This window comes from Herbaspirillum sp. AP02 (genome assembly GCF_015767275.1).
In the GTDB taxonomy this organism is placed as follows: Bacteria; Pseudomonadota; Gammaproteobacteria; order Burkholderiales; family Burkholderiaceae_D; genus Herbaspirillum.
This window is the reverse complement of sequence record NZ_JADWMY010000009.1, coordinates 89,293-104,150: the sequence shown is the minus strand read 5'-3', so window position 1 is coordinate 104,150 and position 14,858 is coordinate 89,293. Positions and strand designations below refer to the sequence as shown.

Sequence of the window (14,858 nt, the reverse complement as noted above, 5' to 3'; positions counted from 1 at the left end):
GACAAGACGATGAGCGATACCTCTCCCCGCAAGACTGCCAAGCCTTCTTCCCGTACCCGCAAGCATCCGGAGGTGACACCGGCGCCGGCCCGACAGAGCCGCGCCGGTCGCCCCCGCGTGCGGCACGACGCGCTCACCGATGCCCCCGCACTGGTGCTGGACGGTGAAGCGGGCGAAGACATCATCGCCCGCATCTACCAGACCGTTTTCGACAGCGTGATGGGCCAGCGCCTGACACCGGGGACCAAGCTGCCGGAAGCGGCCCTGTGCGAACTGTTCGGCGTGGGTCGTACGGTGGTACAGAAGGCCTTGCAGAAACTGGCGCATGAACACATCGTGGAGTTGCGGCCCAATCGTGGGGCGGTGGTGGCCATGCCGACACCGGAAGAGACCCGTGAAATCTTCCAGGCACGACGTGCACTCGAAGGCGCCATCATGCGCCTGGCGGTGCAGAACGCCACCCGCGCCGACCTCGCCAAGCTGCGCCGGCAACTGAAGGAAGAACACGAGGTCATGCACAGCTATGCGCAGACGCACTGGGCGCGGCTGGCATCGTCCTTCCACATGCGGGTGGCCGAGCTGTCGCGCAATGCCACGTTGCAGCGCTACCTGAGCGAGCTGGTATCACGCTGCTCGCTGATCGTGGCGCTGCACGAACCGGCGGGCTATGCCGCCTGCGAGCACGACGAACACACCCTTATCGTGGACCTGATCGAACGGGGTGATGCCGAGGGCGCGGTGGCGGCCATGGAAGCCCATCTGCTGTCGCTGGAAGAGCATATCCACCTGGTCAGCGAGAAGAGCGGCAACAGCCTGGCACGGATGCTGGGGATGGAATAAGCCTTAGGGTGATGCTGTGACGCAGTGACGGCAGAAGAAAAGGCGCCAGGGAAATCATCCCTCGCGCCTTTTTTTAACGCCCCTTGCCGCCGGACTAGATCGTCACTCTCTCCTGCAGGGCCGCACGTGCCTCGGCAGCCATCTCGAAGGAATGCAGGCGCGCCGCATGATCGAAGATCTGCGCGGTGATGATCAACTCATCAGGCGCATGTTCGTCGATGAAGGCTTGCAGGCCTTCCTGCACGGTGTCGCGGTCACCCACCACGGCACAGGCCAGCGAGCGCTCGACGTGGGCCTGCTCGCCCGGCTGCCAGAGGGCGTCGATGTCGTCCACCGGTGGCCGCAACTGACCGGGCGTGCCACGGATCAGGTTCAGGAACTGCTGCTGGAGCGAAGTGAACAGGCGCTCGGCTTCGCGCTGGGTATCGGCGGCGAAGACGTTCAGGGCCAGCATCACATAAGGTTTCTTGAGGGTGGCCGAGGGCTTGAAGCGCTCGCGATAGATCTGGATCGCCGACTTCATGAAGCCGGGGGCGAAGTGCGAGGCGAAGGCAAACGGCAAACCCAGTTCGGCCGCCAGCTGGGCGCTGAACATGCTGGAACCGAGCAACCAGATCGGTACCTTGAGACCGGCACCGGGGACGGCGCGCAGGGACTGATAGTCAGACGGGTCGTCGAAATATTCCTGCAGTTCCTGCACGTCCTGCGGGAAGTTGTCGGCGGTATCCCCGCCCATGTGGCGGCGCAGGGCGCGCGCAGTACGCTGGTCGGAACCGGGAGCGCGTCCCAGGCCGAGGTCGATGCGGCCGGGATAGAGCGACTCCAGGGTCCCGAACTGTTCGGCGATGACCAGCGGCGAGTGATTGGGCAGCATGATGCCACCGGAGCCGACACGGATACTGCGGGTGTGAGCAGCAACATGCGAGATCACCAGCGCGGTGGCGGCGCTGGCGATGCCGGGCATGTTGTGGTGCTCGGCCAGCCAGTAGCGCTTGTAGCCCAGCGCTTCGGCGCGCTGCGCCAGTTCCTTGCTGTTGTTGAAGGCCAGGGCCGCGCTGCTGCCCTGGTTGATCGGGGACAGATCGAGGACGGAAAACGGAATCATGAATGGATCCTTGTGGGCGCAACGGGATCACCGCCACACCGGTTGCCGGGGCCTGGCCCCGGAATCAGCGAATGAGCAGAGGTCTCAGTCCAGCTTGACCACCAGCTTGCCGAAGTTCTTGCCTTGCAGCAGGCCCATGAAGGCTGCCGGCGCGTTCTCCAGGCCTTGCACCACGTCTTCGCGATAGTGCAGCTTGCCTTCCTTGAGCCAGGTGCCGACTTCCTTCTGGAAGGCGGCATACAGATCGGGCCGGTTGACGTAGTAGTCGAAGATGATGAAGCCCTGCACGCGAATGCGCTGGGTCAGCACGCGACGCAGGAAGGCGGCGCTCTCGGTGGCCAGGGTGGCACCGTTGTAGTGGGCGATCAGGCCGCACACCGGCACGCGGGCGTGGATGTTGAGCAGTGGGAAGACGGCGTCCAGCACGGCGCCGCCGACGTTTTCGAAGTACACGTCGATGCCACGCGGGCAGGCGGCCTGCAACTGCTGCGCGAAGTCGGCGGCGCGGTGGTCGATGCAGGCGTCGAAGCCCAGTTCCTTGACCGCCGATTCACATTTCTGCGCACCGCCGGCGATACCGACCACGTGACAACCGCGCCGCTTGGCGATCTGCCCCACCAGCGAGCCGACGGCACCGGTGGCAGCCGCGACCACCACGGTTTCACCTGCACGCGGCTGGCCGATATCGATCAGGCCGGCATAGGCGGTGTAACCCGGCATGCCCAGCACACCCAGTGCATGCGAGGGATGGGCGAAATCGGCCGGCAGCTTGTTGACGCCGCTACCATCGGAGATGGCGTACTCCTGCCAGCCGGTATAGGCCATCACGCGCTCACCTTCCTTGAAATCGGCGTGACGGGAGGCCACCACGCTGGACACGACGCCGCCGGTCATGACACCGTCAATGTCCACCGGTGGCGCATAGGAAGGGGCATCGCTCATGCGGCCGCGCATGTAGGGGTCCAGCGACAGCCACTCCCCGCGCAGCAGGATCTGCCCTTCCTGCAGTTCCGGGATGGCGACTTCTTCCAGGCGGAAGTTGTCGGGGCCAGGGGCGCCGGTCGGACGCGAGGCGAGGACGATGCGGCGGTTGGTCTTGGCAGTCTGGGTCATGGGTATTCCTTTCGGTGTTCTGTTCAATCAGAGTGAGAGCACGACGTTCCTGTTGCGCTATTGCGGCGGCACCAGTACGCGGCGGGTCACCAGCATGGCGGCTTCCATCGGTGTGCGGTCGCGGCTGAGCTTGGAGAGCAGGCTGGCGCCCAGCCATTGCTGATAGAGCATGGTGGCGGTGGCCAGCGGTTCCAGCACGGTGTGCAGGGACCCTTCGGCGATACCCTCTTCGATGCAGGCCGCAATGCGTTCGATGAAGCGCTGCGTGCCGGCGTGCAGGACCTGGCGCATGTCTTCGGAGAGATCGGCCACCTCGGCAGAGAGCTTGACCACCAGGCAGCGTTGCTCCACTTCATGGCAGCACTGGCTTTCCAGCCAGTAGCCCCAGTAGGTCAGCAGGCGCTCGCGGGCGCTGCTGTCATGGCCGGATTGACCGAGGACCTGTTCCAGCCGATCCAGGTAACCGGCCACATAGTGCTCGATCAGTTCGCGGCCGTATTGTTCCTTGGAACCAAAGTAGTGATAGAAGGAGCCCTTGGGAATATCGGCAGCGGCCAGGATTTCGGACAGGCCGACGCCGGAGAAGCCTTTTTGCGCAATGATTGCGCGGCCGGCCAGGAGGATGTTGCGTTTGTTTTCACCATAGTTTTCTCGCATGGCGACCATTCTAACGAAAAATTAGACCGGTCGTCTAAGACCGGTCTTTTTCGGTGATTCAGGCGGATCGCGTGGACGAGGAAAGCGGCGGCGGGAACAAGAACCACACCAGTAGCGCCACCCCTGCCGTACCCAGCCACACTGCCGGCCAGCCATGCCACTGCAGCAGCAGCGGCACGGCCTGGGCGCAGAGGAAGAAGACCAGGAACACGCAACTGTTGCCCAGCCCCAGGGCGGTGCCGACCTGGGCCGGACCGGCCACCACGGCCAGCTCGGTATAGGCCACGCCATGCCAGGCCGACACCACCACACCGGCCACCACCAGCACCAGCGCAAGCCAGGACAGCGACATCGGCATGGCATGGGAAGCGATCACGCCCAGCAGGGCGAACAGCGCGGCGCTGGCCAGCGCACAGGTCCGCAGGTAAGCACGGCGGCGGCCGCGGCGATCAGTCCAGCGGCCGCTGGCAATGCGGGCCACCGCCGCGCCCACTTGCACCAGGGTCAGCAGCACGCTGATGGCCAGCAGTCCGGCCCGGCCAGCCTCGTGCAGGAAAATACCGCCAAAGCTGATCAGCGCCACCTGCGGTGCGCACAGCAAGCCGATACCCAGGGCCAGCCGCCATACCAGCGGACTACGCAGGGCGGGCGCCGCTGGTGTGGCCGACGCGACCACCTGCGGCATGACGGGCGGCTCGCGCAGCCACAGCAGAACCAGGCCGACACTGCCCAGGCAGGCCGCCATCAATGCGCCATAGACTGCGCCGAAGCCGGCGTGGGCCGCCAGCGACGGCAGCACCAGTGCGCCAGCGCCGCCGCCCAGCGGCACGGCCGTCTGGCGGATGCTCATGGCCAGACCGCGCTCGCCATCGCCGAACCAGCCCATGATGGCGCGGCCGCTGGCGCCGTTGACACTGCCGCCCAGCAGGCCGGCCAGCATCAGGCCACCGCACAGCCAGCCATAGGCCGCCGTGCCGTGACCGGGCAAGGCAAGCAGGATCAACAGGCCGAGCGCGACACTACAGCCCAGCAGGCCCGCCAGCAGCACCTTGCGGTCGCCCAGGCGGTCGGTCAGCAGACCCCAGGGCAATTCGCCCAGGGCCACGCCCAGGCTCAACAGGCCCAACACCCAGCCCAGTTGCGGATTGCTGAGCTGGTAATCGTTGCGCAGCACCAGCGAGGTCACCGGAATGCCCGAAAACACGGCGGCGAAGCTGGCATTGGCCGCCACTCCAGCAGCCAGTACCTTCCAGCGATGCGGGGCAGCCACCTGGAGCGCAGGGGCCGGGGACGAAGATGGAACGGCAGGAGGGATTTTCATGATGGCTGGCACGGGTGGAGATGCGCTGCAGTGTGACGTGCACGGCCATGGCTTGAATGTCATAATTCCGGCACTTCAGGCCATTTGAGGTTTTCTGCACCATGCCTACGCGTGATACCGCCTTCCTGATCTTCGCCGATTGCAGCATGCTCGACTTCACCGGTCCCCTGTCGGCCTTCGATGCGGCCAACCGCGTGGCGGGCCGCTCGCTGTATCGGCTCACGCTCCATTCCGAGGCGGGCGGACTGATCCGTAGTTCGGCCGGGGCCATGATCCAGACCGAACGCATTGGCCGTACCAGCTTCGATACGCTGGTGGTGGCTGGCGGTGGCGCTCCCCGCGAAGGCCTGGTGTCGCCGGAGCTGCGGCGCTACATCGTGCGGGCGGCAGCGCGCTCGCGGCGCATCGCCGGGGTCTGCACCGGCGCCTTCGTGCTGGCGGCGGCGGGAGTACTGGATGGCAAGCGGGCCACCACACACTGGCGCATGGCGGCCAAGCTGCAACAGATGCATCCGCAGGTGATGGTCGACAGTGACCGCATCTATTCACGCGATGGCAGCGTGTGGACCTCGGCCGGCATTTCTGCCGGGATCGACCTGGCACTGGCCCTCATCGAAGACGATCACGGGGCCGAACTGGCACGCTCGGTGGCGCGCGAGCTGGTGGTGTATTACCGCCGTCCGGGCGGACAGTCCCAGTTCTCGGCGCTGCAGGAAATCGACGGCGGTTCCGAGCGCATCCGTCGCGCCCTGACCTATGCCCGCGAACACCTGCAGCACGAGTTGACGGTGGATGTGCTGGCCGAGGTGGCTTGCCTGAGCCGCCGCCAGTTCGATCGCAGCTTCGCGGCCGAGACCGGCCAGACGCCGGCACGCGCCATCGAGCAGATGCGGGCCGAGGCCGCGCGCCTGCGTATCGAACAGTCACAGGACACCTTGGAGAGCATCGCCCGCGCCACCGGTTTCGGCGACGCGGACCGCATGCGCCGCGTCTGCCTGCGCCTGTTCGGTCAGCCGCCGCAGGCCATGCGACGGCTGGCGCGACAGGAAGATGCCGGGGCGGAGCTCAACGTGCCGTCAGCCGTACCCGGGTGATTTCGGAAGGCGCCAGCAGACGCTTGGGCGGGCCCCAGTAGCCGGTACCGCGACTGACGTAGATCCACAGGCCCTGCAGGCGTTTGAGACCGGCCACGTAGGGCTGCTGCAGCGGGACGAAGAGATTCCAGGGGAAGAACTGGCCGCCATGGGTGTGGCCCGACAGCTGCAGGTCGTAGCCCGCTGCGGCCGCCGCCGTGGCGCTGCGCGGCTGGTGCGCCAGCAGGATGCGCGGATGATGGGCGGGAGCATCGGCAATGGCCGCCTGCGGGTCGCTGCGGTGGGCCGGATCGAAGTGATGGGCGGTGTAGTCGGTGACCCCGGCCAGGACCAGCCCGGCGTCCTCGTGGCGCAGTACCACGTGTTCGTTCATCAGCACGGTCACGCCCAGGCGGCGCACCTCGTCTATCCATTCATGGGCATTGGAGTAGTACTCGTGGTTACCCGTGACGAAATAGGCCCCATGACGGGCGCGCAACTGTGCCAGCGGCGCGGTATGCGGTGCCAATTGGCGCACGCTGCCATCGACCAGATCACCGGTGATGGCCACCACGTCCGGCTGCAAGGCATTGACTTTGTCGACGATGGCCTGCAGGTAGGGCGCCTTGATGGTCGGGCCGACATGGATGTCGCTGATCTGGACGATGGTGAAGCCCTCCAGCGCGGGCGGCAGGTTGGCGATGGGGACATTCACCTCGACCACGGCGGCGGTGCGGCGGGCATTGAGATAGCCGATGACGGTGGCTGAGGCGGTCAGGGCCAGCACCAGCCAGGCGGTCAGCTCCACCATTTCCTGCCGCTGGAGGGGGGACAGTGAGGCCGCCAGCCAGGGCAGCAGTGCCAGCGCGATGGTGCGCAGCAAGGTCAGCAGCAGGGCCGAGGAAAACGCGCCCATGGCCAGCATGCCGGCCCAGGCCAGACGGTCGGACCAGGTTTCGGAAAGCCCGCGTCGCTTCAGGTAGGGCGCCGCCAGCGCCACCGGCATCAGCAGAAAGGACAGCACCAGCACCGCCGCGCCCAGCCCGATCCAACCGGGGTGGATGCTCAGGGCCGGAAGCAGTTGCCAGCCTATCCAGGCATGCAGGGCGGCCAGCAAGCCGAGGATGACGAAGACGGAGGTAAGGCTACGGCGCATGAGGGGCCTTTGGGAATAAAAGCGGGGGCAGCGATTATTGCTATAAAGCAAATAGATGGCGATGAGAGGCATGCTTTTCAAGCAATTTCTGCGAAAAGCGGCGTAAATTCTTTGGAAAACTACTCAAAATTCATTGACCGACCATTCAAGTGAAGAAAAAGTCAGCTTCGGTCATGCAAGAAGACGTGTGGAGGAGGATAATATTGCTTCGATCCCCCCGTTTTTAATTCGCGCGACCTTGGCGGCTCCGGCCGCATCGATGCAAGACATCGACCGGAGGCCGCGCCTGCATCATTGGAAGAGTTATTTTGAGTTCAAGCAAAACCAAACGCTGGCATGGCAACGTTGAGGCGATCAAAGCCGAATTCCTCAACGGCGTGATTACCCAGATGACTTCCTACGGCGACCGTGTCCATTTCAGCATGTTCGGTTCGGCGCAAAAGCCCCACTACGAAGTGATCAACAGCTTCGACAAGAAGATGGCCTTCGATGGCAATCACCACGTGCACCGCGCCGAAGAAACCGAATTCGGCCCCGGCAACGTGACCCCCATCTTCACGCTGGATCAGATCAAACGCATCGTCGCCACCGGTGGCAGCGGCACCCGCAGCACGCCGCGCGCAGCGCGTGCGGCCTCGGCCCGCAGCGCCGCCGGCACTGCACGTCCGACCACCGCCGCAGCCCGCGCCCGGGAAGCGGTGGATGGCGAAAAGTACGCCTATTTCAAGGCCAACCGCCACATGCTGCCGGAAGAAATCAACCAGCACTCCGATGAGATCAGCAAGCTGATGCTCAACGGCATGTCGGCCGAACAGGCCTTTGGCGAAGTCATTTCCAAGTACTTCGACTAGCGTCTCGCCGCGATCGGGCAGCACCAAGGAAAATGGCCGGAGAAACATCTCCGGCCATTTTTCATGCGGGTTTCGTGCGCAGAGTCTTCAATAGAAATCGGGCACGATCATCGAATTCGGTACCGGGTGGCGCTCGTAGTCTTCATGGCGTTCGCGCTCGGGCAACTGGATCGACGCATGCGGCACTTCGGCATAGGGCATCTGCTGCAGCAGGTGCTGGATGCAGTTCAGGCGCGCCTTCTTCTTGTCCACCGCCTGCACCACCCACCACGGGGCTTCCGGAATGTGGGTGCGTTCCAGCATCACTTCCTTGGCCTTGGTGTACTCCTCCCAGCGGCGGCGCGACTCCAGGTCCATCGGACTGAGCTTCCACTGCTTGAGCGGATCGTGGATGCGCGAGAGGAAGCGCAGGTGCTGCTCTTCATCGGTGATGGAGAACCAGTACTTGATGACCTGGATGCCGGCGCGCGTGAGCATGCGCTCGAACTCCGGCACCGAGCGGAAGAATTCCTCGTACTGCTCGTCGGTGCAGAAGCCCATCACCCGTTCCACGCCAGCGCGGTTGTACCAGCTGCGATCAAACAGCACGATCTCGCCTGCGGCCGGCAGGTGCGAGACATAGCGCTGGAAATACCACTGCGTGCGTTCGCGGTCGTTGGGCGCCGGCAGCGCGGCCACGCGTGCCACGCGAGGGTTGAGGCGCTGGGTGATGCGCTTGATCACGCCGCCCTTGCCGGCCGCATCCCGGCCTTCGAACACGATCACCACCTTGTGACCGGTCTGCACCACCCAGTCCTGCAGCTTGACCAGTTCCCCCTGGAGGCGGAACAGTTCGCGGAAATACAGGCGGCGGTATTCCTTTTCTTCTTCGCCATGGGCGCTGGAGAACTCGCCGGTGACCGGGTCCACGGTACGGTCTTCCAGTTCCAGTTCCATTTCTTCGTCGTAGCTGTCGGCCAGTTCGCGGTGGACGCGCTTGACCATTTCTTCCTTATCCATTGTTTCCTCGTGTGCAAGATAAAGCGGCGAACGCGGCACTCCCTTCGCCGGAAAAGTGCGTGACAACATACCTGTCCATTGTGACCAAGCCGTGACAGGACGATAACATCGGCCCGAAGCGGCGCCAAATACCACTTCCATCCTGCGCCAAGGGACAACGGCGCGCCTTGCGCCGGCGCAGGTGGCCCATGCGAAAATACGCTATAGTCCCCAAAACGATTCGGCATAACAGCATGACACTTACAGAACTCAAATACATCGTGGCCGTCGCGCGCGAAAAGCATTTCGGCCATGCAGCAGAAGCTTGTTTCGTCGCCCAGCCCACGCTGTCGGTGGCCATCAAGAAGCTGGAAGACGAACTTGGGGTCGTGATCTTCGAGCGCGGGGGCACCGAGGTCTCGGTCACGCCGCTGGGTGCGCAGATCGTGGCACAGGCCGAGCGCGTACTGGAACAGACGGCGGCCATCAAGGAGATCGCCAACCAGAACAAGGACCCGCTGTCAGGCCCGCTGCGCCTGGGCATCATCTATACCATCGGCCCCTACCTGCTGCCATCACTGGTCAAGACCATGATAGAGCGGGTGCCGCAGATGCCGCTGATCCTGCAGGAGAATTTCACCACCCGCCTGATCGAACTGCTGCGCCAGGGCGAGCTCGATGCGGCCATCATGGCTCTGCCCTTCCCTGAGCACGGTCTGAACGTGCTACCGCTGTACGACGAGGAATTCATGGTCGCCCTGCCGCGCCAGCACAAGTGGGCCGAGCGCAAGGAAATCGACGCCCGCGAACTCAAGACCGAGACCATGCTGCTGCTGGGCAATGGGCACTGCTTCCGCGACCAGGTACTGGAAGTCTGTCCCGAGATGTCGCGCTTCTCCACCAACGGCGATGGCATCGCCCGCACCTTCGAGGGCTCGTCGCTGGAAACGATCCGCCACATGGTGTCCTCCGGCATCGGCGTGACCGTGTTGCCGCGCGCTTCCATCCCCGACGCCAACACCCGCGAGGGCATGGTCCGCTATGTCCCCTTCGTGGCGCCGGCCCCCTCGCGCCGCGTAGTGATTGCCTGGCGCAAGAGCTTCACCCGGCAGGCCGCCATCGATGCCGTGCATCAGGCGGTGCTGGCATGCAATCTCAATGGGGTGCAGATGCTGACCGATGAGACGGCCACCACGGCGTGATGCTGGATACCGCGCAACGCAAAGAAAAACGGGCCTCGCGGCCCGTTTTCATTTTCAGCATCACAACTGCAGTGTCGTTCAATCGATGCGACGCGTACTCTGCACATCAAACCAATGCACGTCCGTCGCGCCGAACGATGCACCGATATGCTGACCAGTGCTGACCGGCACATTGGCGGGACAACGCAGCACCAGTGCCTGCCCGCCGCAGCGCGCATGCACCAGCAGTTCCGCACCCAGCGCTTCCACCAGTTCCACTTCCAGCGAAAGCTGCGCGGCCGAGCCGTCGAGGATGGGCAGCAAGTGCTCCGGACGTACGCCGAGGATGCGTTCCTGCCCCGCCGCCGCGCTTGCCGGCTGCGGCAGGCGGATGGTATCGGCCTCACTACCCTTGCTGACCTCGAAGCCAGAACCATCCGCACCGACCCGCCCCTGCAGCAGGTTCATCGGCGGCGAACCGATGAAGCTGGCCACGAAGGTGGTGGCCGGACGCGCATAGACCTCGGCCGGCGTGCCGATCTGCTCGGCCACGCCGCGGTTCATGACGATCATGCGCTGGCCCAGCGTCATCGCTTCCACCTGATCGTGGGTGACGTACAGGCTGGTGGTACGCAGGCTGGCGTGCAGCTTCTGGATTTCCAGACGCATCTGTACGCGCAGCTTGGCGTCCAGGTTGGACAGGGGTTCGTCAAAGAGGAATACCGCAGGCTTGCGCACGATGGCGCGCCCCATGGCCACCCGCTGACGCTGGCCGCCGGAGAGCTGGCGCGGAGTCCGCTCCAACAGCGCGCCCAGTTCGAGGATGGTGGCAGCACGCTGCACGCGCTCATCGATCTCGGCTTTGGACAGGCCCTGGATCTTCAGGCCGTAGGCCATGTTCTGGTACACCGTCATGTGCGGATAGAGCGCATAGTTCTGGAACACCATGGCAATGTCGCGCTCCTTGGGTTCCAGGTCATTGACCACGCGTTGGCCGATGACGATCTGTCCGCTGCTGATCTCTTCCAGGCCCGCGACCATGCGCAGCAGTGTTGACTTGCCGCAGCCGGACGGGCCGACCATGACGATGAATTCGCCATCGGCGATCTCGGCATCGATACCGTGGATCACGTCGACTGCCTTGGGGCCATTGCCATAGGTCTTGCGGACTTGCTTGAGATGGATTGCTGCCATGATGGTAAGCGCCGTAAATGAGCGTCGTAAATGAGTTGAATTATTTCTCGGAATCGACCAGGCCCTTGACGAACCATTTCTGCATCACCACCACCACCAGGCCGGGCGGCAGCATGGCCAGGATCATGGTGGCCATCACGAGGTTCCATTCCACGGCCGAATCGCCGCCGGAAATCAGGGTCTTGATGCCGATGCCGATCGGATACATGCCGGGGTCCGTGGCGATGATCAACGGCCACAGGTACTGGTTCCAGCCATAGATGAACATGATCACGAAGAGTGCGATCACGTTGGTGCGCGACAGGGGCCACAGCACATCCTTGAGGAAACGCAAGGGGCCGGCGCCATCGATGCGCGCCGCCTCGGCCAGTTCGTCCGGCACCGTCAGGAAGAACTGCCGGAACAGGAAGGTCGCCGTGGCCGACGCAATGAGCGGAACGCTCAGGCCGGCGTAGCTGTTGAGCATGCCCAGATCGGATACCACCTGGTAGGTCGGCGTGATGCGCACCTCCACCGGCAACATCAGGGTGACGAAGATCATCCAGAAGAAGATACCTCGACCGGGAAAGCGGAAGTAGACGATGGCAAAGGCCGACAGCATGGAAATGGAAATCTTGCCGATGGCGATGATGAGCGCGGTCGCCAGGCTCACCCACAGCATGTGCAGGACCGGCGGCGCCGTGACCTGCCCGGACGCGCCCTTGAACAGCACAGCACTGTAGTTGTTGACCAGTTCCCCGCCCGGCACCAGCGACAGCGGCGACAGGGCCGACTGCTCGGCGGTCTGGGTGCTGGCCACGAAGGCCACGTAGAGCGGGAAGAACACAATCAACACGCCCAGCACCAGTACCACGTGGCTGAGGAAATCGAGGATGGGACGACGTTCGATCATGCTGCCACCTCCTGGCGGACAATCTTCATGGTGTTCATGGTGGTGACGGTGTTCATGCGTATTGGACCTTCTTCTCGACGTACTTGAACTGCACCACCGTCAGCAGGATCACCAGGGCCATCAGCACTACCGACTGTGCTGCCGAACTGCCCAGGTCGCCGCCCTTGAAGCCATCGGAAAACACCTTGTAGACCAGGATCTCGGTGTCCTTGCCGGGGCCGCCGTGGGTGGTGGCATCGACGATGACGAACGTATCGAAGAAGGCATAGACCACGTTGACCACGAACAGGAAGAAGGTGGTCGGCGAGATCAGCGGGAAGACGATGGTGAAGAAGCGCTTGACCGGACCGGCGCCATCGATGGCGGCCGCTTCGATAAGTGATTTCGGAATCGACTGCAGGCCAGCCAGGAAGAACAGGAAGTTGTAGCTGATCTGCTTCCAGATGGCGGCAATCACGATCAGGATCATCGCGTGCGTGCCGTTGATCATGTAGTCCCAGGGCAGGCCCAGCCAGCTCAGTACGTGCGAGAGGATGCCCAGCGAAGGACTGAGCAGGAACATCCACAGCACGCCCACCACCACCGGCGAGACCGCATAGGGCCAGATCAGGAAGGTCTTGTAGATCGAGGCGCCGCGCCGCACACGGTCGGCGAAGACCGCCAGCAACAGCGATACCGCCAGGCCGAAGAAGGCCACCAGCGCCGAGAAGACCGCCGTGGTCCGGAACGATTCGAGGTAGGTCGGATCGCCGAAGAGGGTCTTGAAGTTGTCGAGCCAGACGAATTCGGAATAGCCGCCGAAGGCATCCTGCAACAGCATGGACTGGTACAGTGCCTGCGCAGCGGGCCAGAAAAAGAACAGCAAGGTGATCACGATCTGCGGCGCCACCAGCAGATAGGGCAAGCACTTAGAGGTGAATCGCGCGCGTTTTTCCACGATCGTTCCTGCCGGGGTTCCCCGGCGTCAAAGAAGTTTGAATGACTGGAAATGGAAACCGGCGATGGGCCCCGTTGCCGGAGCGCCATCGCCGCTTCCGGCCCCTTCATGCCGGTGGGCATGCGGGGGCGGGACTGACGGAATTACTGGTTACCCTTGTTGGCCTTTTCGAAGCGGACCAACAGTTCGTCGCCACGCTTGACGGCCGAATCCAGGGCTTCCTTCGGACTCTTCTTGCCGGTCCAGACGTTTTCCAGTTCCTCATCGAACACGGTACGGACCTGGGCGTAGTTGCCCAGGCGCAGGCCGCGCGACTTGTCGGTGGTCTTGACGATCATCTGCTTGACGGCCACGTCGGTACCCGGATTGCGCTCATAGAAACCGGACTTCTTGGTCAACTCGTAGGCGGCCTTGGTGACCGGCAGGTAACCGGTATCCTGGTGCCACTTGGCGGCCACTTCCGGCTTGGACAGGTAGCTGAAGAACTTGGCCACGCCCTTGTATTCGTCACCCTTCTTGCCATTCATCACCCACAGCGAAGCACCGCCGATGACGGTGTTCTGCGGTGCGCCCTGCACATCGTTGTAGTACGGCAGGGTGGCCACGCCGAACTTGAACTTGGCGTTCTTGCGGATATCGGCGTAGGCCGAGGAGGAACCGGTGATGATGGCGCACTCGCCGGCGTTGAACTTGGCGTTGGCCTCGTCCTTGCGGCCGGCGTAGGTGAAGTAGCCCTGCTTGGCCCAGTTCGACAGGTTCTCGATATGGCGCACATGCAGCGGGCTATTCATCTTCAGGCGCGCATCCAGGCCGCCGAAGCCGTTGTTCTTGGACGCCAGCTCGACGTTATGCCAGGTTGAAAACGATTCCAAATGCACCCAGGATTGCCAGGTCGTGGTGTAGGCACAGGAGGCGCCGCTGGCCTTGATCTTGGCGGCCATGCCGACGAATTCCTGCCAGGTCACGGGTGGCTTTTCGGGGTCCAGGCCAGCCTTGGCGAACATGTCCTTGTTGTAGAACATGATGGTGGTGGAGCTGTTGAAGGGGAAGGACATCATGCCCTTGGCGGTCGAGTAGTAACCCGCCACGGCCGGCACGTAGTCGTTCTGGTCAAACTTCTCGCCGGCCTGGTGCATCACCTCGTACACCGGCTTGACCGCACCCTTGGCGTAGATCATGGTAGCGGTGCCCACTTCGAATACCTGCAGGATGTCCGGTGCATTGCCGGCGCGGTAGGCGGCGATCGCGGCCGACATCGATTCGTCGTAGGTCCCCTTGTAGACGGGCACGACCTTGTAGTCGCTCTGGCTCTTGTTGAAGTCGTCGGCCAGGGCATTGACACGCTCGCCCAGGGCGCCGGTCATGGAATGCCACCAGCTGATCTCGGTGGCAGCGAAGGCGGAAGAAGTGATCGTCGCCAGGACACCGGTCGCGATCAGTGTTTTCATCATGTTCATCAGAGGGGACCTCTCAAAAAAGGGGTTTTGATGCTAACAACTCTCCATGACAGCGGCGTTACATTAGCGGCCCTTGCCGGCCACGGCAAAGGAAAAATCTGCG

Annotated in this window: 14 protein-coding genes; 4 read left to right on the top strand and 10 right to left on the bottom strand. The window is 63.4% G+C overall.

Translation table 11 applies throughout. The features are described 5' to 3' along the window. The first annotated feature begins 9 nt into the window (after positions 1 to 9). Positions 10 to 840 carry a GntR family transcriptional regulator gene (locus tag I5R65_RS17905; RefSeq protein ID WP_180666483.1) on the top strand — a complete coding sequence of 277 codons (831 nt, stop codon included), beginning with the start codon at positions 10 to 12 and terminating at the stop codon, positions 838 to 840. A 94-nt stretch (positions 841 to 934) separates the two neighbouring features. Here I5R65_RS17905 and I5R65_RS17900 read toward each other — a convergent pair whose 3' ends face one another. From I5R65_RS17900 to I5R65_RS17885, 4 genes are all read right to left on the bottom strand, one after another. After that, entirely contained in the window at positions 935 to 1,945 is a 1,011-nt protein-coding gene (locus tag I5R65_RS17900; protein WP_180666481.1) for an LLM class flavin-dependent oxidoreductase, read from the bottom strand. An 84-nt stretch (positions 1,946 to 2,029) separates the two neighbouring features. Continuing rightward, positions 2,030 to 3,058 carry an NADP-dependent oxidoreductase gene (locus I5R65_RS17895; RefSeq protein ID WP_180666479.1) on the bottom strand — a complete coding sequence of 343 codons (1,029 nt, stop codon included), beginning with the start codon at positions 3,056 to 3,058 and terminating at the stop codon, positions 2,030 to 2,032. A 57-nt stretch (positions 3,059 to 3,115) separates the two neighbouring features. After that, the gene (locus I5R65_RS17890) at positions 3,116 to 3,715 is read right to left on the bottom strand and encodes a TetR/AcrR family transcriptional regulator (protein WP_180666477.1); all 600 of its coding nucleotides are present in this window, start codon (positions 3,713 to 3,715) and stop codon (positions 3,116 to 3,118) included. A gap of 58 nt (positions 3,716 to 3,773) precedes the next feature. After that, complete coding sequence (locus tag I5R65_RS17885) at positions 3,774 to 5,036, bottom strand: MFS transporter (protein WP_180666475.1); 1,263 nt, start codon at positions 5,034 to 5,036, stop codon at positions 3,774 to 3,776. A gap of 101 nt (positions 5,037 to 5,137) precedes the next feature. Between I5R65_RS17885 and I5R65_RS17880 the strand changes: the two genes are divergently transcribed. Beyond that, the gene (locus tag I5R65_RS17880) at positions 5,138 to 6,130 is read left to right on the top strand and encodes a GlxA family transcriptional regulator (RefSeq protein WP_180666473.1); all 993 of its coding nucleotides are present in this window, start codon (positions 5,138 to 5,140) and stop codon (positions 6,128 to 6,130) included. Here I5R65_RS17880 and I5R65_RS17875 read toward each other — a convergent pair. After that, positions 6,102 to 7,265 (bottom strand): metallophosphoesterase, encoded by a 1,164-nt coding sequence (locus I5R65_RS17875; protein ID WP_180666471.1) that lies wholly within the window; start codon positions 7,263 to 7,265, stop codon positions 6,102 to 6,104. The two genes, I5R65_RS17880 and I5R65_RS17875, sit on opposite strands and share 29 nt — an antisense overlap. A gap of 308 nt (positions 7,266 to 7,573) precedes the next feature. On the opposite strand from I5R65_RS17875, the gene I5R65_RS17870 reads away from it, so the two are divergent. After that, positions 7,574 to 8,116: a hypothetical protein gene (locus I5R65_RS17870; protein WP_180666469.1), complete on the top strand. Its 543-nt coding sequence runs from the start codon at positions 7,574 to 7,576 to the stop codon at positions 8,114 to 8,116. 87 nt (positions 8,117 to 8,203) lie between these two features. Here the strand turns inward: I5R65_RS17870 and ppk2 are convergent, their stop codons facing one another. Beyond that, entirely contained in the window at positions 8,204 to 9,115 is a 912-nt protein-coding gene (ppk2, locus tag I5R65_RS17865) for a polyphosphate kinase 2 (RefSeq protein ID WP_180666467.1), read from the bottom strand. A gap of 233 nt (positions 9,116 to 9,348) precedes the next feature. Between ppk2 and I5R65_RS17860 the strand changes: the two genes are divergently transcribed. Continuing rightward, positions 9,349 to 10,296 (top strand): LysR substrate-binding domain-containing protein, encoded by a 948-nt coding sequence (locus I5R65_RS17860; protein WP_180666465.1) that lies wholly within the window; start codon positions 9,349 to 9,351, stop codon positions 10,294 to 10,296. 78 nt (positions 10,297 to 10,374) lie between these two features. Here the strand turns inward: I5R65_RS17860 and I5R65_RS17855 are convergent, their stop codons facing one another. The 4 genes from I5R65_RS17855 to ugpB form a co-directional block, all read right to left on the bottom strand. Beyond that, a complete protein-coding gene (locus I5R65_RS17855) occupies positions 10,375 to 11,469 on the bottom strand; it encodes a sn-glycerol-3-phosphate import ATP-binding protein UgpC (RefSeq protein WP_180666463.1) in 1,095 nt (364 codons plus the stop codon). A 40-nt stretch (positions 11,470 to 11,509) separates the two neighbouring features. After that, complete coding sequence (gene ugpE, locus I5R65_RS17850; protein ID WP_180666461.1) at positions 11,510 to 12,361, bottom strand: sn-glycerol-3-phosphate ABC transporter permease UgpE; 852 nt, start codon at positions 12,359 to 12,361, stop codon at positions 11,510 to 11,512. A gap of 52 nt (positions 12,362 to 12,413) precedes the next feature. Continuing rightward, positions 12,414 to 13,298, bottom strand: a complete 885-nt coding sequence (gene ugpA / locus I5R65_RS17845; protein WP_180666459.1) for a sn-glycerol-3-phosphate ABC transporter permease UgpA — start codon at positions 13,296 to 13,298, stop codon at positions 12,414 to 12,416. Between the two features lie 143 nt (positions 13,299 to 13,441). After that, positions 13,442 to 14,755, bottom strand: coding sequence for a sn-glycerol-3-phosphate ABC transporter substrate-binding protein UgpB (ugpB, locus tag I5R65_RS17840; RefSeq protein WP_180666457.1), 1,314 nt, complete (start codon positions 14,753 to 14,755; stop codon positions 13,442 to 13,444). Positions 14,756 to 14,858 lie beyond the last annotated feature (103 nt).